The organism is Natronomonas sp., assembly GCF_046483325.1.
In the GTDB taxonomy this organism is placed as follows: domain Archaea; phylum Halobacteriota; class Halobacteria; order Halobacteriales; family Haloarculaceae; genus Natronomonas.
Genome location: NZ_JAWODL010000012.1, coordinates 227,003 through 248,002, shown reverse-complemented (window position 1 = coordinate 248,002; position 21,000 = coordinate 227,003). Strand labels below are relative to the sequence as shown.

At 63.2% G+C, this 21,000-nt stretch carries 25 protein-coding genes and 1 pseudogene; 11 read left to right on the top strand and 15 right to left on the bottom strand.

What is annotated here, in order from left to right; genetic code table 11:
• Positions 1 to 315 (bottom strand): RNA-binding protein (locus tag R6U53_RS04275; RefSeq protein WP_410321129.1); only part of this gene is annotated, 315 nt, incomplete at its 3' end.
• Between the two features lie 4 nt (positions 316 to 319).
• Positions 320 to 532: a DUF1918 domain-containing protein gene (locus R6U53_RS04270; protein ID WP_410321128.1), complete on the bottom strand. Its 213-nt coding sequence runs from the start codon at positions 530 to 532 to the stop codon at positions 320 to 322.
• 158 nt (positions 533 to 690) lie between these two features.
• Between R6U53_RS04270 and R6U53_RS04265 the strand changes: the two genes are divergently transcribed.
• Entirely contained in the window at positions 691 to 1,257 is a 567-nt protein-coding gene (locus R6U53_RS04265) for an NUDIX hydrolase (RefSeq protein ID WP_410321127.1), read from the top strand.
• Between the two features lie 22 nt (positions 1,258 to 1,279).
• Here the strand turns inward: R6U53_RS04265 and R6U53_RS04260 are convergent, their stop codons facing one another.
• The 3 genes from R6U53_RS04260 to pyrB all read right to left on the bottom strand — a co-directional run bounded on the left by R6U53_RS04260 (position 1,280) and on the right by pyrB (position 3,725).
• Positions 1,280 to 2,146 (bottom strand): hypothetical protein, encoded by an 867-nt coding sequence (locus R6U53_RS04260; protein ID WP_410321126.1) that lies wholly within the window; start codon positions 2,144 to 2,146, stop codon positions 1,280 to 1,282.
• 218 nt (positions 2,147 to 2,364) lie between these two features.
• Positions 2,365 to 2,826 carry an aspartate carbamoyltransferase regulatory subunit gene (gene pyrI / locus R6U53_RS04255; RefSeq protein WP_410321125.1) on the bottom strand — a complete coding sequence of 154 codons (462 nt, stop codon included), beginning with the start codon at positions 2,824 to 2,826 and terminating at the stop codon, positions 2,365 to 2,367.
• A complete protein-coding gene (gene pyrB / locus R6U53_RS04250; protein WP_410321124.1) occupies positions 2,823 to 3,725 on the bottom strand; it encodes an aspartate carbamoyltransferase in 903 nt (300 codons plus the stop codon). The genes pyrI and pyrB overlap by 4 nt, the downstream gene beginning before the upstream one ends.
• Before the next feature lie 164 nt (positions 3,726 to 3,889).
• Here pyrB and R6U53_RS04245 point away from each other — a divergent pair, with 164 nt between their 5' ends.
• The 4 genes from R6U53_RS04245 (at position 3,890) to R6U53_RS04230 (ending at position 7,369) form a co-directional block, all read left to right on the top strand.
• Positions 3,890 to 4,516, top strand: a complete 627-nt coding sequence (locus R6U53_RS04245; RefSeq protein ID WP_410321123.1) for an RAD55 family ATPase — start codon at positions 3,890 to 3,892, stop codon at positions 4,514 to 4,516.
• A gap of 252 nt (positions 4,517 to 4,768) precedes the next feature.
• Positions 4,769 to 6,115 (top strand): phosphomannomutase, encoded by a 1,347-nt coding sequence (locus tag R6U53_RS04240; protein ID WP_410321122.1) that lies wholly within the window; start codon positions 4,769 to 4,771, stop codon positions 6,113 to 6,115.
• Positions 6,116 to 6,155: 40 nt separating this feature from the next.
• Positions 6,156 to 6,548 carry a cytidine deaminase gene (cdd, locus tag R6U53_RS04235; RefSeq protein WP_410321121.1) on the top strand — a complete coding sequence of 131 codons (393 nt, stop codon included), beginning with the start codon at positions 6,156 to 6,158 and terminating at the stop codon, positions 6,546 to 6,548.
• Entirely contained in the window at positions 6,545 to 7,369 is an 825-nt protein-coding gene (locus R6U53_RS04230) for a nucleoside phosphorylase (RefSeq protein WP_410321120.1), read from the top strand. Before cdd ends, R6U53_RS04230 begins: the two co-directional genes overlap by 4 nt.
• Before the next feature lie 15 nt (positions 7,370 to 7,384).
• On the opposite strand, the gene R6U53_RS04225 is transcribed toward R6U53_RS04230, so the two are convergent.
• Together R6U53_RS04225 and R6U53_RS04220 are read right to left on the bottom strand one after the other, a co-directional pair.
• Positions 7,385 to 8,548, bottom strand: coding sequence for an NAD(P)/FAD-dependent oxidoreductase (locus R6U53_RS04225; protein ID WP_410321119.1), 1,164 nt, complete (start codon positions 8,546 to 8,548; stop codon positions 7,385 to 7,387).
• 209 nt (positions 8,549 to 8,757) lie between these two features.
• Entirely contained in the window at positions 8,758 to 9,297 is a 540-nt protein-coding gene (locus R6U53_RS04220; RefSeq protein ID WP_410321118.1) for an HTH domain-containing protein, read from the bottom strand.
• Between the two features lie 97 nt (positions 9,298 to 9,394).
• Here R6U53_RS04220 and rocF point away from each other — a divergent pair, with 97 nt between their 5' ends.
• Positions 9,395 to 10,294, top strand: a complete 900-nt coding sequence (rocF, locus tag R6U53_RS04215; protein WP_410321117.1) for an arginase — start codon at positions 9,395 to 9,397, stop codon at positions 10,292 to 10,294.
• 235 nt (positions 10,295 to 10,529) lie between these two features.
• Here rocF and R6U53_RS04210 read toward each other — a convergent pair whose 3' ends face one another.
• From R6U53_RS04210 to R6U53_RS04195, 4 genes are all read right to left on the bottom strand, one after another.
• Positions 10,530 to 10,661: a hypothetical protein gene (locus R6U53_RS04210; protein ID WP_410321116.1), complete on the bottom strand. Its 132-nt coding sequence runs from the start codon at positions 10,659 to 10,661 to the stop codon at positions 10,530 to 10,532.
• 409 nt (positions 10,662 to 11,070) lie between these two features.
• On the bottom strand, positions 11,071 to 13,521 hold the full coding sequence (locus tag R6U53_RS04205; RefSeq protein ID WP_410321115.1) for a heavy metal translocating P-type ATPase: 2,451 nt from the start codon (positions 13,519 to 13,521) through the stop codon (positions 11,071 to 11,073).
• Between the two features lie 15 nt (positions 13,522 to 13,536).
• Positions 13,537 to 14,376: a sulfite exporter TauE/SafE family protein gene (locus R6U53_RS04200; RefSeq protein ID WP_410321114.1), complete on the bottom strand. Its 840-nt coding sequence runs from the start codon at positions 14,374 to 14,376 to the stop codon at positions 13,537 to 13,539.
• A 3-nt stretch (positions 14,377 to 14,379) separates the two neighbouring features.
• Positions 14,380 to 14,580 carry a cytochrome-ba3 oxidase subunit gene (locus tag R6U53_RS04195; RefSeq protein WP_410321113.1) on the bottom strand — a complete coding sequence of 67 codons (201 nt, stop codon included), beginning with the start codon at positions 14,578 to 14,580 and terminating at the stop codon, positions 14,380 to 14,382.
• A gap of 100 nt (positions 14,581 to 14,680) precedes the next feature.
• Here R6U53_RS04195 and R6U53_RS04190 point away from each other — a divergent pair, with 100 nt between their 5' ends.
• The 4 genes and pseudogenes from R6U53_RS04190 to R6U53_RS04175 all read left to right on the top strand — a co-directional run bounded on the left by R6U53_RS04190 (position 14,681) and on the right by R6U53_RS04175 (position 17,296).
• The gene (locus R6U53_RS04190) at positions 14,681 to 14,845 is read left to right on the top strand and encodes a cytochrome oxidase (RefSeq protein ID WP_410321112.1); all 165 of its coding nucleotides are present in this window, start codon (positions 14,681 to 14,683) and stop codon (positions 14,843 to 14,845) included.
• Positions 14,842 to 15,336, top strand: a pseudogene (locus R6U53_RS04185) (cytochrome c oxidase subunit II); the annotation flags it as partial. The gene R6U53_RS04190 and the pseudogene R6U53_RS04185, both read left to right, overlap by 4 nt.
• Positions 15,337 to 15,341: 5 nt before the next feature.
• Positions 15,342 to 17,093, top strand: a complete 1,752-nt coding sequence (locus R6U53_RS04180; protein ID WP_410321111.1) for a b(o/a)3-type cytochrome-c oxidase subunit 1 — start codon at positions 15,342 to 15,344, stop codon at positions 17,091 to 17,093.
• A complete protein-coding gene (locus R6U53_RS04175; protein ID WP_410321110.1) occupies positions 17,093 to 17,296 on the top strand; it encodes a hypothetical protein in 204 nt (67 codons plus the stop codon). The genes R6U53_RS04180 and R6U53_RS04175 overlap by 1 nt, the downstream gene beginning before the upstream one ends.
• 436 nt (positions 17,297 to 17,732) lie before the next feature.
• Here R6U53_RS04175 and R6U53_RS04170 read toward each other — a convergent pair whose 3' ends face one another.
• The 3 genes from R6U53_RS04170 to R6U53_RS04160 form a co-directional block, all read right to left on the bottom strand.
• Positions 17,733 to 18,158: a TspO/MBR family protein gene (locus R6U53_RS04170; protein WP_410321109.1), complete on the bottom strand. Its 426-nt coding sequence runs from the start codon at positions 18,156 to 18,158 to the stop codon at positions 17,733 to 17,735.
• A gap of 62 nt (positions 18,159 to 18,220) precedes the next feature.
• Positions 18,221 to 18,994: a 5'/3'-nucleotidase SurE gene (gene surE, locus R6U53_RS04165; protein WP_410321108.1), complete on the bottom strand. Its 774-nt coding sequence runs from the start codon at positions 18,992 to 18,994 to the stop codon at positions 18,221 to 18,223.
• Positions 18,995 to 19,046: 52 nt separating this feature from the next.
• The gene (locus R6U53_RS04160) at positions 19,047 to 19,715 is read right to left on the bottom strand and encodes a hypothetical protein (protein ID WP_410321107.1); all 669 of its coding nucleotides are present in this window, start codon (positions 19,713 to 19,715) and stop codon (positions 19,047 to 19,049) included.
• 141 nt (positions 19,716 to 19,856) lie between these two features.
• On the opposite strand from R6U53_RS04160, the gene R6U53_RS04155 reads away from it, so the two are divergent.
• Positions 19,857 to 20,561, top strand: a complete 705-nt coding sequence (locus tag R6U53_RS04155) for a fosmidomycin resistance protein (RefSeq protein WP_410321106.1) — start codon at positions 19,857 to 19,859, stop codon at positions 20,559 to 20,561.
• A 25-nt stretch (positions 20,562 to 20,586) separates the two neighbouring features.
• Here the strand turns inward: R6U53_RS04155 and R6U53_RS04150 are convergent, their stop codons facing one another.
• The gene (locus tag R6U53_RS04150) at positions 20,587 to 20,877 is read right to left on the bottom strand and encodes a DUF5779 family protein (RefSeq protein ID WP_410321105.1); all 291 of its coding nucleotides are present in this window, start codon (positions 20,875 to 20,877) and stop codon (positions 20,587 to 20,589) included.
• Positions 20,878 to 21,000 lie beyond the last annotated feature (123 nt).

Genomic DNA, 21,000 nt, shown 5'->3' with positions numbered 1-21,000 from the left:
TTTGTACGCGGCCTGCTTGTCGAGACCGATGTAGAACGCGCAGTTGTCGTCGATTCGGTCTTCGAGTTCGTCGAGCAGTCGATCGAAGTCGCCGAGTTCGGTCAGTTTCGCGAGAACGTGTCTGACCTCGTCGGCGCGCTCGAGTCGCACGGAGAATATGAGAATACGATCGCCGGAGTGCCCTTTCGTGACCTCTCGGGTGATCCCGATCTCCTCGGGTAAAAACGTCCGAAGCGCCGCCTCGACCCGCTTTTCGTCCTCCGTCGCATAGCAGAACGTCCGGAGATCGACGTAGTGGAACGGGACGGCGCTCATCGTCTCACTCGTCGTCCTGCTCGTCGTCGGTCGCCTCGTCCTCGGCGGCTTCCAGCGACTCCTCCGCGATTCCGGCTTCTTGTCCCTCCTCGAACGAGACGATGTAGGTGTTGTCGCCGAACATCGTCTCCGAAACCTGCGTGACCTCGCCGGTTTCGCCGTCGTAGTCGCTGTGCTTGTCGTCGAATACCACGCGGTCGCCCTTCTCGAATGCCATACCTCCGCTTTTCGCCGATACGGAAAAAGCCCGTCGTTTCCTCGGCCCCTCGCCGAACGGTTTTTGAGATACGGGACCGAACGTGCAGATATGTTATCTCCCGTCGTCCCCCACTCGGATCGTCCACCGACCGCAGGCGGACTGACTCTGGAGCGAAAATGACCGCCCTCAACGGCTTGTGGTTTCTGGCCGACGAGGCCACACAGCGGGCCGAGCAGGCCTACCACCGAACCATCGAGAGCTACGACGAGGCGTACCTCGAACGAACGTACGAGCGGTACGTCTCCCGCGATCGGTTTCGAACGCTGGCGAATCGTATTCGTCACAGCGGAACGCCTTACGGAGCGCACACGCTCGTCCACCGCGAGAGCGGCGAGTTACTCCTGGTTCGACATGATGGCGTCGATCTGTGGGTGCTTCCCGGCGGTGGCGTCGACGGCTCGGAATCTCTCCGGGAAACGGCCGAACGCGAGCTCGGAGAGGAAGCCGGGATCGAAGCGACCTATCGCGGGCTTGCGATGTTGAACCGAGTCGAAATCCGTTGTCAGGGCTGTACGACGTGGGGCGTCCTCCCCGTATTCCGCGCGGTCGCGGAGACGACGACGCCCGTCGTCGCCGATCCCGATGAGGAGATAAGCGCCGCGCGGTGGTTCGAGCCCAGCAGGCTACCGGAGGACACCCGAGATCGCGAGGACCTCATCGCCGCCGCCCGCTCGGTCACCTGATCTTGATCCGGCGGTCTCACTATCACCACTCGACGCCGTCGCGCTCGTCCGCGCTCCGTCGTCGCAACGCCGCACGGGCGTTCGAGGCGTCGTAGCCGAAAAACACCGACTCACCGTACTCGGATGCGACCTCCGTCGCGTGAATCAGGTTATCGATATCGACGTTGACCGCGTAGAGTTCGATGCTGAACGGGGTGTCGAGGCGACTTTCGAATCCCTTGGCGATCGTCTCCAGCCAGTAGGTCGTCCCGTAGTGGGTGTCGTACAGCGGGACGACGAACTCGTCGACGTAGGGCTCGAGCGCGTCGAGATCGATCCCGGCGCGCTCGTAGAGGTGCCCGGCGTATGGGTCGGGATACAGCGTCATGTACGTTCGTCCCGGGATCCGGTCGACGGCCGACTCGACGAAACCGGTGATAACGTCTGCTCGCCAGTCGTACCGGTCCTCGATCGTCGTCTCATCCGGCGGTGGCCCCTCACCGTTCTCGTGTCGGAGTTGGACCCACGACTCGAAACGTTCGTTACACCGGTCGCAGTAGCAGTATTCCGCGCGGGGAAAGCCGATATCGTCGAGTCGAATATCCGGGTTGATCGCCGCACAGTCGGCGACGATCTCCAGTAAGCCCTCACGATACCCGTCGTGCGTCGGGCAGATGTAGGCCCAATCGAAGTACGTCCGATCGCGGGTCGCGTGCTGGCCGTCGGGGTTTATCGGGACGAGATCTGGCTGCTCCTCGGCGGCCGCGTTGTCGCCGAAACACGAGATCATACTCACCGCCTCCGTTATCGGTTCGGCCGATCGTCCGGAGACATCTTTGACCTCGTAGAACGCCCGATCGAAGTCGGGCCAACGGGCCTCCTCAGCGTTTCGCGTGACGACGCCGTACATACGTTCGAAACGGACGCGTGGCTCCTAAGTCGTTCGGAAGCGCGTTCGGAGGATGATTCGGGTAGCGCGGGAGGGCTACCGTTTCTTTACGTACAGCACAGCGACTGCTGCGATGAGGACGATGGCGAGTGCTTTCTTCGACATACAGTGTTTCCAACGAGGGCCGACAGTATAGGTTTTCCCCCGCTCCGTCCGCGCGGCCGAACGTTCTCCCGTCCCTACGCCGCGCTGATGTGTGAGGCGATCGAGTCCCGGATTATCGTCTCACAGTACGTACACCGAACGCCATCGTCGAGGACGTCGAAACGGGATTTGATGGGCTCATCCTCGGTCGAGATGCAGTTGGCGTTCGGACACGACAGCACGCCGACGACAGTTTTCGGACGCGTCACCCGATGTTTCTCGACGACCTCGAAGTCCCTGACAATATTGATCGTCGCGGCCGGCGCGATCAGCGACAGCACGTCGACCTCGTTTTCGCTCAGCTCTCGACCTTCGACCTTCACGATGTCCTTTCTGCCGAGTCGATCCGAGGGAACGTTCATCCCGATGCTCACCTCCTCGCCGGAGCTACCGTCGATCCCGATGATCGCGAGCACGTTGAGCGCTTGGCCGCCCGTGATGTGGTCGATGACTGTGCCGTTTTCGATCTTCGAAACGCGGAGTTCGGTGTCGGTCATAGCATCTGATCCAGAAGGGCCATACGAACGGGAACGCCGTTGTGGGCCTGTTGAAAGTACGTTGCGTAGTCGGTGTCGTCGATATCCGGTGCGATCTCGTCGACCCGTGGGAGCGGGTGCATCACGGTCAGGTCGTCGCTCGCCGATTCGAGGAGTTCGGCGTCGATCCGATACTCGCCGGCGACCTTCCGATACTCGTTCTCATCGGGAAAGCGCTCGCGCTGGATCCGGGTCACGTACAACACGTCGAGCGTTTCGAGGACGGCATCGAGCGCCGTGTGTTCGCGCACCTGCGCGCCCGCCTCGTGGAGGTCGTAGCGAACACTTCGCGGCAGGCGGAGGCTTTCGGGACTGATGAAATGCTGGCTCGCATCGAAGTTCGTCAGCGCGTGGGCGAGCGAGTGGACGGTTCGGCCGTACTTCAGATCGCCCATGATACCGATCGTCAGATCATCGAGTCCAGCGTTCTGCTGGATCGTGTACAGGTCCAAGAGCGTCTGCGTCGGATGCTGACCCGCACCGTCGCCGGCGTTGACCACAGGGATATCGACGAACTCGCTCGCCAGTTTGGCCGATCCCTCCAGAGGGTGTCTGAGCACGATCGCGTCAGCGTACCCCTCGATAACCCGGACGGTGTCGGCGAGGCTCTCGCCCTTTTTCACCGAGGATGATTCAACGCCTCCCATATCGATCGTCTGACCGCCGAGTCGCTTCATCGCGGTGTCGAACGACATCTTGGTTCGGGTGCTCGGCTCGAAAAAGAGCAAACCCAACAACGTGTCGGCGTGCCTTCCGGCGAGAGCGCCGGGATCGGCGTCGATCTCCGCGGCGCGGTCCAACACGGCATCGATGTCGCCACGGGACAGTTGTTTCGCGCTAATCAGGTGGTCGTGGCGCATTACCGGAGAGGGGTTTCGAACGGTCTTGAATCTCCCGACCGGTCAGCCGGGTGGGCTCCGATCACGCACACCATTCCGTCGGCCGTGATGTGTCCGCAGATCGATCGGATCGCTGCTCGATTTGCCGGAAAGTTTAATCCGGGTCCCGCGGCAAATATCGCACAATGAGCCAACGGCTCCGGACAGGGATCGCCGCGCTCGATAGGCAACTCGAGGGCGGAATCCCGTCCGGAAGCATCGTTGCGCTCACCGCCTCCCCGGCCAGTCAAGCGGAACTGTTCCTCTACGAACTGACAGCGACCCGTGGGACGCTGTATCTAACGTTGGATCGAACGAGCGACGCGGTCGCGAACAGCCTCAATGCTGCCCCAGCGAGAACAGGGCAGGCAACCGTGCGAGACGTGACCGGAGACGCTCCGCTCGACAACGCGTCGAAGCTCGTGGCGGCCCTTCCCGAATCGTCGAACCTCATCATCGACCCGGTCGACGTGCTCGAACGGCACGAGCCGGCCCGCTATCGGAACTTCATCAACGAGCTTCAAAACCACATCTACAACACCGGCGGGCTCGCCGTCCTCCACTGCCTCGACGGCCGGGACGTTCCGGTCCTCCGCGATACGACCGAACACATGGCCGACGTCGTCTTCCAGTTGGAGACGACGGTCAAGGGCGATCGAATCGAGAATCGCCTCGCCGTGCCCAAATTCCGCGGTGGACGAGCGCTTTCGGACGTCATTAAACTCGATCTCGCGGCGGCGATCGACATCGACACCAGCCGCGATATCGCGTGACCCTTCAGTTTATAAGCGGTAGCGCGGCCAGATCCCGCGTGACCTGACCAATCGCCGACGGTCCGACGAGGCGGGCGTACAGCGTGAGGGCCGTCGGAACTGATGGGGATTATCGTTGGAGTTCGTGGCTGCCCGGCGACGAATCGAGAGATTCCATCCGAGGGCAGGCGCCGGAACCTCACCGGCTACGATAATCCCGACGAGCGCTGTCTGTTCGCAATCCTTGAAGTACTCCGGTGTACAGATTCGCGTATGGATCTATTCGGCACCGCGGGCATTCGAGGGGACGTACGAACCAAAGTAACGCCGTCGCTCGCGATGGCTGTCGGCCGAGCGGCCGCAGAGGACGGGGCCGAGTTCGTTATCGGTCGGGACGGCCGCGAAACCGGCGAAGCGATCGCCGGTGCCGTCCAATCGGGGCTCGAAAGCGGCGGGGCGGACGTGGTTCGGATCGGGCAGGTGCCGACACCGGCGCTCGCGTACGCGAGCAGGGATCGCCGAGGGATCATGATCACCGCGAGCCACAATCCGCCGTCGGATAACGGATTGAAACTGTTCGTCGATGGGACCGAATACGACCGGAACGCCGAGCGACGCGTCGAGTCGAGAATCGACTCGGAGCCGATCCCCGTCGAGTGGGACCGATGGGGCGGTTCGACCACCGTCGACGTGCTCGACGCGTATCGATCCGATATCGTCGAGTACACCCACGAGACCGTCGGTTCGTGCGACGACGTCCGGCTCGCGATCGACTGCGGGAACGGGATGGCGAGCCTCGCGGCCCCGAGAGCGCTGTCGGAACTCGGCGCGCAAGTCGTCACGCTCAACGGCAACGTGGATGGTCACTTCCCTGGCAGAGCGTCGAAACCGACACCCGAGAGCCTTCGGGACCTCCGTGCGTTCGTCGCCGATGGCGCGTTCGACTTAGGGATCGGACACGACGGCGACGGGGATCGTATCGTCGTCGTCGACGAGAACGGGGGCGTCGTCCACGAGGACACCGTACTCGCGATCGTAGCCGAACACTACGTCCGAGCCAGCGACGCATCGGAACCGGTTGTGGTGACCACTCCGAACGCCTCCGGGCGGATCGACGACCGCGTCGCGGCCGCGGGGGGCCGAACCGAGCGCGTTCGGCTCGGTGCGCTTCACGAGGGGATCGCCTCGGCAGAAGCGGAGGGAGACACCGTCGTCTTCGCGGCCGAACCCTGGAAACACGTTCACCCGGCGTTCGGATCTTGGATCGACGCCGTGGTCAGCGCGACGGTCGTGACCGGATTGGTCGCCTCGAAGGGACTGTCCGCACTTCGAGAGCCGGTTCGAGAGCGACCGTATCGGAAGGTGAGTCTCGACTGCCCGGACGACCGCAAGGAGCCCGCGATGTCACTCCTCGAATCGCGGCTACCCGATGTGTTCTCCGAGTCCGAGGTGGACACCGAGTACGGCGTTCGCCTCACCTTTCCCGACGCCTCGTGGGTGCTCGTCCGACCGAGCGGCACTGAGCCGTACATCAGGATCTACGCCGAAAGCGACGACGTCGACGCGCTCATCGAAACGATCTCTGGAAAGGTCGAGCGCGCGATCGATGAGGCAAAATAGCGTGAGATAGCTATTTGCGGCCGGCTCGAGATCGGTCTGTATGGAGGATACTGCACTCCTCGCTGTCGCACGCCAGGCGGTCGAGACGTCGTACGCGCCGTACTCGGAGTACTACGTCGGGGCGGCGATCGAAACGGGAGACGGGACGGTGTTCACGGGCTGTAACGTCGAGAACGCCAACTACTCGAACAGCGTCCACGCAGAGGAGTTGGCGCTGTCGAAGGCCGTCGAGGCCGGCCACCACGAGTTCGAGCAGGTCGCGGTCAGTTCGGATCGCCGGGACGGCGTGACGCCGTGTGGCATGTGTCGGCAGTCGCTTTCGGAGTTTTGCGACGACGATTTTCGAATCGTCTGCGAGGCCGACGCTGGGCCGACGACGTACACGCTCGGCGAATTGCTCCCGAATACGATCACGGGCGAGCACCTCGAATGAGCCGCGAAAGCGAGGATCCAAACGACGAACAGTATCACATCGAGTTACGCGAGGAAGACATCGCTGGCCCGGTACTGTTACCGGGAGATCCGGAGCGAACGGACATCGTCGCCGATCTGTGGGACGACGCTGAGGAACTCGCGAGTCACCGAGAATACAGAACGCTCGCGGGGAAATACGGGGGCGAACCGATCGCCGTCACGTCGACCGGTATCGGATCACCGTCCGCCGCGATCGCCGTCGAAGAACTCGCACGAGTCGGTGCGGACACGTTCGTTCGGGTCGGCTCCTGTGGCGCGATTCAACCCGGGATCGATATCGGCGATCTGGTCATCACGACCGGGGCGGTCAGACAGGAGGGAACCAGCGACGAGTACGTCCGGGAGGACTATCCCGCGAGCGCCCACGGGGAGGTCGTAACCGCGCTCGTGACGGCCGCGGAGCGACTCGGACACGAGTATCACATCGGAGTCACCTGTTCGACGGACTCCTTCTATGCGGGCCAATCCCGCCCCGGGTTCGACGGCTTCCGTGCCGCAGGTGCCGAAGCGCGCATACAAGAGCTCCGCGAAGCCGGCGTCCTTAACTTCGAGATGGAGGCGAGCGCGATCCTTACACTTGCGAACCTGTACGGACTCCGCGCGGGGGTCGTCTGTACAGTCTACGCGAACCGGGTCACTGGTGAATTTCGGACGGAAGGGCAGCGAGAGGCGGCCGAAACGGCATCGCTCGCGGCGGCGCTGCTGACGAAGATGGACCGAACAAAAGCGGCCGCCGGCGTCGACCGGTGGCACGCCGGATTATCGCTCGACGATCAGTAAGCGGTCCGAGACCGATTACATGTCCGGGAACGCCTTCGCGGCGTCCCCGACGCCGGTGACCCTGTTTATCCATCGCGCCGCGACGGTCTTTTTGAGGACCTTCGCGGCCGGGCCGCCGAAGGTGTCGATCGGGAGCCCCTTGATATCGTGGGCGACGGCTTTGCTGCCGACCGAAATAAGCGTCCCCTTGTCGTCGTACACCCACTCTTTGAGCGGCTGTCCGCGGATCGCGCGGACGAGGTTCTCGCCGGCGACCTCCGCGGCCTGCCAGGCCGCTTGCGCCGTCGGCGGTGCGGGCTGGTCGCCGGGTTGGTCGGTGAGCGCGGCGTCACCGATCGCGAACACGCGCTCGTCGGATGTCTGGAAGTTCGACGCGGTTTCGATGCGGTTGCTCCGGTCGTCCTTGTCGACGTCGACGGTCTCGGCGGCGTCTTGGCCCGTGATGCCGCCGGTCCAAAGTAACACGTCGTAGTCGAGTTGCTTCTCGTCACCGATGTAGACGGTCTCGTCGTCGACCTCGCCGATGAACTCGCCGGTGTGGATCTCAATATCTTTCTCCTCGAGCAGCTTACGCAGCTTCGCCTGCACGACGGGGTCGTTGTTGGGGAAGACGCTGTCGAGCCCCTCGACGATGTGGATGTCGAGCGGCGCACGGTGTTTATCTCGGAACTCCGCGATCTCGCCGGCCGACTGGATCCCGGAGAGTCCCGCGCCGCCGACGATGACCTGTGCAGGGTCGCTCCGGGAAGCTTCCCGCGCCGCGTCCGTGATCGCGTCGTGAATCTCCAGTGCGTCGGCGAGGCTCTTGAGTACCAGCGAGTGCTCTTCGAGCCCGTCGATTCCGAAGAACGCGGTCTTCGAACCGAACCCGACGAGCAGGTAATCGTACTCGACGGTCGAGTCGTCGGCGAGCGTGATCACCCGGTCGTCGGTGTCGATCGCGTCGACTCGGCTGTGGATGAACCGCGTGGAGGGCGCTTTGAGTTCCGACGTGTCGAAGGTTATCTTCTCTTGGATGTCGGGATCGCGGATGCATCGGTGGGATTCGTGGAGGACGAGGTGGTGATTGACGTCCGAGATCCACGTGAGGTCCGCTTCGCCATCGATCTCCGATTCGATTCGTTTGAGTGCGCCGGTGCCGGCATAACCGGACCCTAGCACGACGACATCGTCTGTCATGACTCAATCTTCTATGCCCAACGATACAAAGGTGTTGAAAGCGCTCCGGGAGTCGAGCGAGTCACGCAGCCCCGTCTTTACGAGAAATGCTCAACCACCGATCGGTCTCATGGGGGTTACCGTAGGTGTTCATAGGTCTCCGGCGAATGATCGAGCCACAGCGTCAACAGGGGGAGCTCGGGATCACCGGCTGGCTACGATAATTCCTATCAGTGAAGCGGTTCCTCGCCTCCAGCCGGTGCGGCCATGTTGTCGATCGTGAGGATGAGGGTGTTGTTCGTGTTGTCCTTCCCTTCGAGCGAGCCCTCGATCAGGAGCTTCGACAGCGGTGTCGGGCCGACACTTATCGAGTCACCCTCGGTGAATTCCGACATCGAGCCCTGCAGTTTGATCTCGGCACGACACAGTTCGGGGTGGTGAACGCTCGTGAGATCGATTTCTTGGACGTTCGCCCCCGTTATCAGTTCGCCGTTGTGACGAAACGGAACGTCTGCGGCTTGATCCATTTCTTGGATCTTTAGCGCGTCGTACGCCGTCGCCGTCGGTTTATATCCGCCTTTCGGACCGGGTACGCCCTCTACCAGTTGGAGCGCCTTGAGGCTCTGCATCTGGTTGCGGATCGTTCCCGGGTTTCGGTCGACCTTCTCCGCGATTTCCTCGCCCTTGACCGCGCTCTCGGATTCGCGAAAGAGGTTGATGAGCTCTTGAAGAATCGTCTTCTGACTGGGGGTAAGTTCGATCGATGACATAACCTCTACTTTGATAGTTCCGGACTTAAAGGCGACGGTGAGGTGATTCGTGGCGGCCATCACGTCCGTTTTTCTCGTCCGGCGTCGAAGGCGGCCTATGGATGTACGAGTCATCGGTGCTCCGATGGATCTCGGAGCCGACAGACGCGGGGTGGACATGGGACCGTCGGCGCTTCGTTACGCCGGGTTGGCCGATTCGATTCGAGCCCTCGGCTACTCGATCGACGACGCCGGCGACCTTCCGGTTCCGCGCCCCGAGGGACGGGATCCCAACGCCGAGCACCCACCGGACGGAAACGCCAAGTACCTTCGCGAGACCCGGGAGGTCTGTCGCAGCGTCGAATACGCGGTCGCCGACGCGCTCGAAGAGGGAGCGTTTCCGCTCCTGTTGGGCGGCGATCACTCGATCGCTATCGGGAGCGTCAACGGGGCGAGCAAAGAGCGCGATGTCGGTGTCCTCTGGATCGACGCCCACGGGGATTTCAACACGCCCGAGACGACGCTAAGTGGAAACATCCACGGCATGCCCGTCGCCGCGATGCTCGGCCGCGGCGTGTTCGGCGATATGGAGTGGGCTCGAGCCGACATCGACGAGCGGAATATCGCGATGGTCGGACTCAGGGACATAGACGAGCAGGAGCGAAAGGCGATCACGGAGAGCGACGTCACCGCCTACACGATGAGCGACATCGATAGCCACGGGATCGCCCCGGTCGTCGAGGATGCACTCGAAGCCGCCCTTGACGGCGTCGACGGGCTCCACGTTAGTCTCGATATGGACGTGCTCGACCCCGGCGAGGCCCCCGGTGTCGGGACGCCGGTTCACGGCGGGGTCACGTACAGGGAGGCCCACGCCGCGATGGAGCTGATCGCCGAAACCGACACCCAGATTTCGATGGAGGTCGTCGAGGCGAACCCGATCCTCGACTCGCACAATAAAACAGCGGAACTTGCGGTCGAACTCATCGCGAGCGGCTTGGGAAAGCAGATCCTCTAGATCGACACACCGGCCGCCGCGAGTTCGAGACGGCGACGATGCTGCTCGCGGCCATCACGACGGCGGCGAACAGGGGCTGGATGAGCCCAGCGACGGCGAGCGTGAGGTGTCCCCGCCGGCCGCCGAGGACAGTATCGACCGCACCGTGGTGGCCGAGCGAAGCGACTAACCGAACCCATTCCGCAGTAGGTGTAGGCCGCTGTCGTCCCGGGTCTCGCCCACGGCCGGGGTCCCTTCACCGTTCGGGGGCGGCCAGCGAGACCTCTTCGATGGGTGCGACGAGTTCGTCGAGGACCGTATTCCCACCCCTGAGCCGTTCCTCGACGGACACGACGCACTGATCGGCGACGACCGCCCCGCGTTCCACGAGACGACCTGCGATATGTTCGAAGAGCCGACAGCCTACGATACGACATGCGACGTTCGATTACAGCCTCGCACGGTCGAACCTCGATACGCGGCGCCCGGACGCGGGATGCCGGTACGCCGAAGGAGCGGACGATTGGGCCGTTCTTCGCGCGGGGGAGTTACAGCCCACGACACGTGTCCGCAGACACGCTGACGATCGGATCGTGTCGGGCGTGGAACGGCCTCGCAGAACGACACGACTACGACCTCGTCCCCGTCCGCACCGCGCCGAGTCGCCACCAAAGCGGGCGATCAACGTGCGGTCGATCGAACTGGAGACGACGTTCGAGGAGACGGGATCGATGGAGGAGGATCCGGATCAGATGGAGGAGGATCCGGGTCAGATGGCCGAGGAGCCCCGGTTTGAACTACTCCTCGGTCGCTCGCTCTCCGATCCCGAGCGATCGCGACGAGTTCGCGACGACGAGCGTACTCGACATCGCCATCGCGACGGCGGCCAAGAGCGGATTCAACAGCCCCGAGATCGCCAGTGGAATGGCGAGGCCGTTGTAGACGAACGCCCAACCGAGATTCTGTCTAATCCGGTCGTTGGTTCGTTCGGCGACGGTGAACGTCTCGGGGACCGCCCTGAGATCGTCGTCGACGACGGTCGCATCGGCCGCATCGCCCGCGAGTTTCGTTCCGCTTCCGAGTGCGATACCCAGATCGGCCGCGGCGAGCGCGGGGGCGTCGTTACTCCCGTCGCCGACCATCGCGACGGGGCCGCGCGTCTTGAGTCGACGGACGGTCTCGGCCTTCGCTCCCGGCGGAACGCCGGCGAACACGTCGGTGACACCGTCGACCGACCGGAACCGATCCGCGGCGGCCCCTTCGTCACCGGTCAGAACGACGACATCGCGATCCACGGACAGCGTCTCGACGGTTTCGCGCCACTCGCTTCGAGGGGAATCACCGACCACGATGACGCCGCGGGCACAACCGTCCCATCCGACGACGACGGGAACGTCACCGGCATCTCTCGCTGCCGCGATCCGCGTCTCGATCGCGTCGTCGATCGTCAGCCCCCGCTCGTCGAGCAGGGAGGGGTGTCCGACGACGGTTTCGGCTCCGTCGAAGGGGGCGCTGACGCCGCGGGAGGCGCGCTCGAACGTCTCCGGATCGATGACTTTCGCCCCCCCATCCGTGGCCATCCCCGACGAATCGACACTCGTTTGATCGGCGTACTCGACGATGGCGGTCGCGATCGGGTGCTCCGAGAGCGATTCGACGGCGGCGGCGCGACGGAGGACATCTTCGGGATCGTCGGCATGTACCGAAACCACGGACATCGAGCCCTCGGTCAGCGTCCCGGTCTTGTCGAGGACGACGGTCTCGATCTCCGGGGCGTCCTCGAACACCGCTTCGGCGGTTACGATGATCCCGCGTTCGGTCGCCGTTTTGATCCCGGATGCGATCGCCAGCGGCGTCGCGAGTCCGAGCGCACACGGACAGGAAACGATGAGCACGGTCAGCCCGAGGAGCATGGCCGACGTGATCCCGCCGCCCGAGATCAACGTCCACGCGACGGCCACACCGGCGATGACGACGACGAGCGGGACGAAGATCGTCGCGAGCCGATCCGCGAGCCGCTGGACGCCCGGCGTCGAACTCTGGATCTCCCACAGCAGTTCCACGAGCCTATCGAGCGTGCTCGTCGCCGGGTCGTCGACCTCGAACACGATCGGAGCGTCGGTCACGACGGTTCCGCCGGCGACCTGATCACCCGGTCGCTTGGTGACCGGGGCCGATTCGCCGGTTACGAGCGACTCGTCGACGGCGGCACTTCCCTCGAGGACCTCGCCGTCGAGCGGGACGCGCTCTCCGGGGCGGACGAGTAATCGGTCGCCCGGTTCGACGGCGTCGATGGGCACCGTCTCTCCGTCGGAGGCGCGACGCGCGTCGTCGATAGTCTGCTCCGTGAGCGCCGAGAGCCGACCGACGGCGCGCGCTTTGATCTTGCTCTCGTAGTAGCCGCCGCCGGTCACGACCAGGACGATGGCGACGGTCACGTCGAAGTAGAGATCAGTTTGGCCGACGCCCATCGCCAGTGTGCTGTAGGCATAGGCGCTCACGGCGGCGAGCGCGACGAGCAGATCCATGTTCGGAACGCCCGCACGGAGGCTGACGTACGCCCCCCGGAGGATCGGCCAACCGGTGTAAAAGAGGACGAAGGAGGTCATGATCCAGATGTTCCCGAAGACGTAGAGCCCATCGTAGCCGCCGAACTCGACGACCGGATCGTAGCCGAAGTAGGTCGGGTACAAAAAGAGCGCGTACCAGACCATCACCATCATGCCAAAAAGACCGCCGCCGGCGAGGAACGCGACGGTCTCGTTCGTGTCGCTACCCGGTCGACCGTCCTCGCGCCGACCGGCGGTGTACCCGTATCCCGAGAGGAGTACGGGGAGGTCGTCCTCATCGAGTACCTCCGGGTCGTACCGAACGCGGACGGTGTCGGTCGCGTAGCTCGCTTCGACGTCGTAGACGCCTTCCCGCGTTCGTCCGCGCCCCTCGAGGAATGCCTCGCAGGTCGTACAGTGCATCCCGTCGACGGCGAAGAAGGCCGATTCTCCGCTCTCTTCGGCGGGTTCCACCGTCCGGTTTCGTGCCGACTCTCGTCCGTCGATGGCCCCTTTGACGGCCGCCGCCTCCGCTTCGTCGAGATCACCGAGCGAGCGGTGTACTTCCAGACATCCCCGACAACAGAACTCGCCGTCGATGTCGGGATCGGTTATCGGTCGGTTCGGCGTCGGAAGATCACAGAGACGACAGGTCGACTCGTCGGCCGTCGAACCGTCGATGTCATCGGAAGCGGTCATCGGTTGTGAGAGCCGTTATAGCGGTTGGTAGAACGGAATTGGCGGATGTGGCAGGTGAATCCCGTAGAGCATCAATCCGTGCTGGAGCGGGATGTAGCCCAGGACGATGAAGGCGGCACCGAGCACCCGATGGAGCCGAACGCGGTTTGTCGTCCCAAGGGATCCGAGGGCTGTTCCGTAGAGGAACAGCGTCGGAATCGTCCCGAGGCCGAGTATCCCGAGCGATAGCGCTGCACGAATCGGATCCCCGAGGGCGAACGCGTACAGATACGCCGGGTAGATGATCGGACACGGGAGGAGTCCGTGAATCGCACCCAATCCGACGATACCCGGTGAGTTGGCGAGTCGGTCGATCCGCCCGGTGAGCAGCCCCGTGACGCGGGTGAATACGGGTCCGATGATCGGGACGCCGTGCGGGATGCCCGCTTGCCCCCGAAGGTAGTAGGCTCCGCTGGCGATAATTGCGATACCGATGAGGATGCCGACCGCTGCCCTGACACTGTTTCCGACAGCCGCGACCACATCGACGGACGTGAACGCAAGTCCGCCGAGCAATCCAAAGAACCCGCCCAAGAGCGCGTAGCTCCCGGCACGACCGAGGTTGAAAAGCGAGTGCTGCCGGACTTCGTACAGCGTCAACGCGTTGCTCCGCCTCGAGCCACGCTGAGGGTTGAACCGATCCGCGTAGGTCGTCACGAGCGGACCACACATACCGAGACAGTGCGCCCCAGCGAGCAAGCCGACGATCAAGAACACCAAGAGGTCGACGTTCCCGGTCGCGATCGCCGTGGCGGAACCGTGGTCGTGACCCTGGGCCAAAACCCCGAGCGCGACGCTCGATTGAGGGATGGCCATCACTCAGGCGGAGACGTGATCGTGATGGTCGCCGCCCTTCGTGGGCCCCGTCGCGACGAGCAGCGCGGCGATGATGACGACGACGTTGATCGCCGAGAAGACCCCTGCGGTTCCCGATCTGGTGAGTCCGTACCAGACGATCGGTGCGAGCGCGAGCGCACCGACGACGACCGCGGCCCTCGGGGAGATGGAATCCGTTCTCATTAACCGCGATAGGTACTGGTTAGTTAAAAACTATTGGCCGAATCCCAGGTAACTGGATGGGGTGAACAATTACATTAAGGCACCACATATAGGCGCATACATGAGCTCAGAACTTGAACAGGAGATCGGACACGACGAGTTCGATCCGAAAGGAACACTAGCGTTAATAATGGTATACTTTCTCGTACTTGTCGTCCTGTGGATCTTCATGTACTTCGTCGAGTTCCTCGGGAACGATCTGACCGTCGTCGGAGTGATTGTATGAACGTCCACACGTACGAGAAGTTCTGGCTCGCCGCGTCGATGTTACTCATCGTCGGATTCATCCTGACGATCACGTACGGATCGGTCGGCCTCGGAATCGCGATGATCGACGACTCTTCGGAGACCGTCGACCCGGACAACCTCGGCGAGCACCCCGGGTTCTCCGATCCCGGCGTCGAACGGGTCGGTGAAAACGAGTACGAGGTTCACGTGGTCGCGGTGCAGTTCGCGTACTTCCCGGGCGAGATCGAAGTTCCAGCGAACAGTAATGTCACGTTCTACCTCACGAGCGAGGACGTGATCCACAGTTTCAGCGTCGTCGGAACGAACGCGAACACGATGATCATCCCCGGCGAGGTCGCCAGCCTGACGGTCGAAACCGAGGAACCGGGCGAGTACGGTGTTCTCTGCAGTGAGTACTGCGGATCCGGCCACCACGACATGGAGGGTAAACTCGTCGTCGTTCCCGAGGAGGAGTTCGAACTGGAGGACGATCAATGAGCGTCGGAAGCGGCACCTATATCGAGCAGTTCCCGAGCGAGGCGAAGCTCATTCGGACGGCGCTTTACAGCTCCTTCGTCGCCCTCGCCGTCGGCGCGTTGATGGGGCTCTTACAGGTGTTCCACCGGCTCGACATCGTTCGGATAGTCGAGTCGGCAGATTACTACTCACTGCTCACGCTACACGCCGTTCTGTTGGTGCTGACGTTCACGATCTTCTTTCTCGTCGGCATGTTCACGTGGGGTGTAACGACGAGTCTCGACCGCGGTCTCGAGAATATGCGCTTCGCGTGGGCCTGGTACGGCCTCATGGTGGCCGGGTCGCTTATGGCCGGTATCGCCATCCTCGGCGCGTTCATCCCCGGCCTCGACGTCAGCGCGGCCGTCCTTTACACGTTCTACGCGCCGCTACAGGCGCATCCGCTGTTCTATCTAGGCCTCGTGGTCTTCATCGTCGGCACGTGGGTCGCCGGCTTCGATTGGTTCCGCTCGTGGTGGGCGTGGAAGAGCGAAAATCCCGACGAGCGGATTCCGTTGCCGACGTTCATGGTGTTGACGACGACCTTGTTTTGGTATCTCTCCAGTCTCGGCGTCGCCATCTCCGTGCTCGTCTTCATTCTGCCGTGGTCGCTCGGCATCTTCGATCAGGTCAATGCGCTCTTGACCCGAACGCTGTTTTGGTATTTCGGCCACGCAGTCGTCTACTTCTGGTTGATGCCGGCGTACATGCTGTGGTACATCCTGCTTCCGAAGATCTCCGGCGGGAAACTGTTCAGCGATCCGCTCGCACGCGTGGTCTTCGTCCTCTTTTTGATCCTCTCGACGCCGACCGGGATCCACCACCAGTATCTCGACCCCGGTATCGCGGAGGGCTTCAAGTTCATCGTCATGGTGAACACGATGTTCCTGCTGTTACCGAGCCTGTTGACGGCGTTCACGGTCGTAGCCAGTATGGAACACGGGGCTCGCCAGCGCGGCGGGTCGGGCACGTTCGGGTGGCTCCGGGCGCTCCCGTGGCGCGATCCGGTGTTCGCCGGCATGGCGCTGGCCGGGCTGATGTTCGCCGCCGCCGGCTTCTCCGGGATGATCAACGCCGGGATGAACATCAACTATCTCGTCCACAACACGTGGTGGGTCGTCGGTCACTTCCACCTCACTATCGGGACGGCGGTCGCGCTGACGTTCATGGCCGTCACCTACTGGTTCCTCCCCCAATTGACCGGCAAGAAGATCTGGAGTAAGTCGGTCGGGCTCGCGCAGGTCCTGTTGTGGTTTCTCGGCATGACGTTAATGTCGAACTCGATGCACCGCCAGGGCTTGATCGGCGTTCCGCGCCGGACTGCAGAGCCCGAGTACCGCGGCTTCGAGTACGAGGTCGCGGTCGGATCGATGAGTGAACTCAACATGCAGGTCGCCATCGGCGGTACGCTGCTTTTCATCTCGACGGTGCTTTTCCTCCTGGTCGTCGGGATGACGGTTTTGGGAAGCAAAACCGACGGGATCGCCGATAACGGGTACGCCGACACGCTGTCCGGGCCCGAGGACGCACCGCGCGTCCTCGATAACCTGAAGCTGTGGACGATCATCGCGATCTTGCTCGTGATCCTCGCGTATTCGCTGCCGCTCGCCTCGATAATCAGCCGTGGCGGCGTCTTCGGTCCCGGTGGGAGCCCGTCGCCGCAGTTCATCGAGACGGTCGTCCTCTACGGAGAGGTCGCAGTCGACACCACGTTGAGGGTGGTCGCCTGATGCGCGTTAGCCCGATCGGACTCGTCGTCGCCATCGTAATCATGGTGCCGATCATCATCGAGATGCGAACCGTCTTCGTCCACGTCGGTCTGGACGTATCTCTCGCAGAGACGGCACTGCTCGGTCTGGTTATGATCGGCGCGCTCGTGCTGTGGGCCATCGCCCCCGACCTCCGTGGGAAGGGTCGATCCAACGGGGGATAGGCCCCGCTGACCGCCGGTGGGGCAGGTATCGTCGCTGGCGATCTGTTCTCAGTTCGCTCAGTCATTCGACCCATAAGCGGTGGAGTGGTGCTCGTCTGAGCGGGATTTTTCACCGCAAACGAGGTGTTCGGCCGTCGGAGACGCGGTCCGAGATCGATCGTGGGCGTGTCCCGAAGAGCGTCCGGTTGATATCACGTCGCATAGAAACCGAACATGATCGGAAACCCCCCTCAACGACAGGGACGCCGAATCGCCGGCTACTGGCGTCAGAGCCGCTCGAGGACGGCGGACAGCTCTTGATCATAAACGGCTTCGAACCCGAGCAGCTCTACGGGCTGCTCGAGAGCCGCGGGTTCGACAGGAGCCGTCCGAAAGCGACGGCGTCTGGCACATCGACATCTCGCACGCGTGAGGCGGATGCGTGCCCACTCCGCGATCAACCCGTGTAGATCGCATAGTTGAGTACCGCGGCGAACGACACCCACAGGAGATACGGGATCAACAATGCGGCCGCCCGACGGTCGACGCGGTCGAAGGCGACGATCGTCGCGATGATGGCGATCCACAGCGCGCAGATTACCGCCAGTCCCAGACCGGGTCGACGGAGCCCGAAAAAGACCGGCGTCCACACGAGGTTGAGTGCGAGCTGCACCCCGAACGCCGACAACGCGAGTCGAACGTCACGGCGTGTTCGCCCGTGTTGCCAGACGAGCGACAGCGCGATCCCCATGAGCGTGAACAGCACCGTCCAGACGATCGGAAAGGCGATCTCCGGCGGGTAAAACGAGGGACGGTCGATCCAGTCGGTGTCCGATCCGGCGAAGACCGCGGGGAGCGCTCCCACGGCGTTGACCGCGAGCACGAACCCCGTTGTCCGGAGAATATCTCCGCGCGAGACCGATGGAAACCGCCAGTCGATCACGGTTAGTACGCTTCTGCGAGCCCGGCGAGGGCCTCGTGATCGGTCGTCGTGTGCGGTGCGGTGAGCGGCGAGACGCTGACTCGCCCCTCGATGACGGCTCGCCTGTCGCTACCGGCTGGATCGGGGATGTTCCCCTCGGCCATCAGTTCCCATATGCGGTCGTTGAGCCGAACCGTGCCGTTGCCATCGTGTTCGGCGTCCATCTTGTAAACGTGTGAGGGGCGCGTGATCTCCATCCTCGCGTGACCGTCTTGGGGGGGGAGAGGCGCGTTGACGTTGAGGTAGTCGGCCGACTCGAAGACACCGACGTTGGATGCGTGCTCGACGAGGAACTCGACCGCCCGCGCGGCTTCGCGAAAGTGGCTCGGCTCCGGGGTTAACTCCTCGAAGGAGAACTGCCCGGCTGGGAAGTACACCGATGCCGCGATCGCTGGAACGTTGAAGAATGCGGCTTCGACGGCCGCCGAGACGGTCCCGGAGCGCCCGAGAACGTGCGACCCGAGGTTCGCCCCTTGGTTGATACCGGCAACCACCATGTCGGGGTCGAAGCCCAGCGACCCGAGGGCGGCTATGACGCAGTCCCCGGGCGTTCCCCCGACGGCGTATCCCATCTCGTGTTCGTACAGGTCGACGGTTTGAGAGAGTTGTCGGCCGACGGAGCTTTGATCCTCTGCGGGCGCGACTACCGTCACGTCGGCGACCTCCGAGAGGCGGTCGTAGAGCGTTCGAATCCCGACGGCGTCGATCCCGTCGTCGTTCGTGAGAAGAATATTCATACGCTTCGTGGGCGTGCGGACCGCAAAAGTTCACCGCCATGGATCGAGCGGTTCATCGGTTACTGAAGAGCTCGCGAACGCTTCGGAGATACAGCGGTAGCGCCGTCCGCCTGCTTCCGTCGATCGCTCGGCGGATCGTCCGCCCGACGTCCTCGAAGATCCCCTCGCCGTGGCCGACGAGCAGTCGGTCGGGATCGTAACTGCGGAGCGTTCGTGGCGGAAGGATGCGCAACATCGGGTGGACGCCGAGCGGCTCGTCGGGCGCACGGAAGTACTCGGCCGTCCCGAGCGACTCGGGGACCACGAGCGTCTCGCCGTCGACCAGTGCGGCCTCCTGCCACAGCGGGTTGTCGATGAGACGGATCACGTCGAAATCAGCCAGCCGTCGATCGAAGCGTTTGATCGGCGCGTCGATATCACCGACGACGCCGTCCATCCACTCCGGAACGTAGACCGGTACGTCGTGGCGGTTCGCGATCGTCGCGGCGTCTCGTTTGTGTCGATCGAGCAACACCGCGACCCCCTCCGGATCGGCGTACTCCTCGAGGAGGTCGTCGAGTCCCTCGACGTCGACTGGATCGACGAGCCACAGTCCGCCATCGCTCTCGATGGCGTGTGAGGCGCGCTGCATCGTCTCGTCCGGATACGCGATCCAGCCGACGCCGCCGTCGAAGCGGTCTACGACCGTCAGTTCACTCGCGCCGGAGCCTTTCATCGGCATACGACTTATAAGTGTCATAGACTGATAAATGCGGGGTTCGGGGGAGTTCGATCCGCCACGTATAGCCCCACGGGGCGGCAATCGTCTGACTCGGATACCGGTGCCCTCCACATTTATCCCCGCCCGCCGCCCACCACCGGTATGCTCGAAGCGTGTCGGTGGCTCGCGCTGGAGGTCAAAGACCCCGATCCGGTCGCCTCCTTTTATCAGACCCACCTCTCGACGCCGATCGTCGCCGAGGCTGACCGCGAGACCTCGGTGTCGGTCGGTGGGAAGGCCGAGCTCCGGTTTCGACGCCCGAACGGCGTCCCGCGTGGCGGACTGCACACCCACTACGCGCTGTCGTGTCCCGCGGACGGCTACGATCTGTGGTGGGACCGGCTCTCGGAGGATTTCGACCTTCAGGAGGTCAACTTCGGCAGTATGCGCTCGTTGTACTTTTACGATCCCGTCGGCAACTGCGTCGAGATCGGCGGCGCGGACGACGTTCGCGGCCGCGACGAACCGACGCTGTCGGGGATCTTCGAGGTGGTATTCGAGGTCGAATCCCTCCCGGCGGCCGAGGATTTTTATGCCGACCTCGGGTTCGAGATCGTCGACCGCGGCGACGAGCGACGCCGAACGCGCCTCACCACCGGTCCGTTCGATATCGAACTGTGGGAGCCACATCTGGGACTCGCCGACGCGCGCGGCGGCGTCCACGTCGACGTCGGGATCGAGTCGACGGATCCGACGACGACCGCCGATACCGTGGCCGAGCGCGTGACGAAGCGCGAGTCCGTCGACGGCGGCGTCCGGATCCGCGATCCGGACGGTCATTACCTGACGTTCGTCAGCAGTTCATAAGCCGTCCGCCGCGATGTATCCGAGATCACTCGAGCCGATCCGTGTCGATCTCTCGCCCCGGCGGCGACACGACGAGGAAGCCGCGGAAGTGCATCAGTTCGCCGCCGAGGTCCCGAACCTCGCGAGCGAAGCCGGCCGCGAGTTCGTTCAAATCGCCATCGACGTTCAACACGAGCACGTCGTCGTTTTCGACGTGTGTGACCCACTCGTTGGGATCGGTCGTTCCGTCGAGCACGCCGAGGACGACCTGGCCGCTTCCCGTCGGTTCGTCGAGTTCGCCTTCGGCAGTCTGCAAATCGAGGTCGAAATCGCCCATACGATCCACTCAGAGCGGGAGCGAAAAAGCTTGCCGGCATGTCGGAGCCCCGAGGGGCGATCATGGGTTCGCCCAACGGCTGCCGGAACCGCATTTGTTAATTATTTATCGTCGCACATCGCG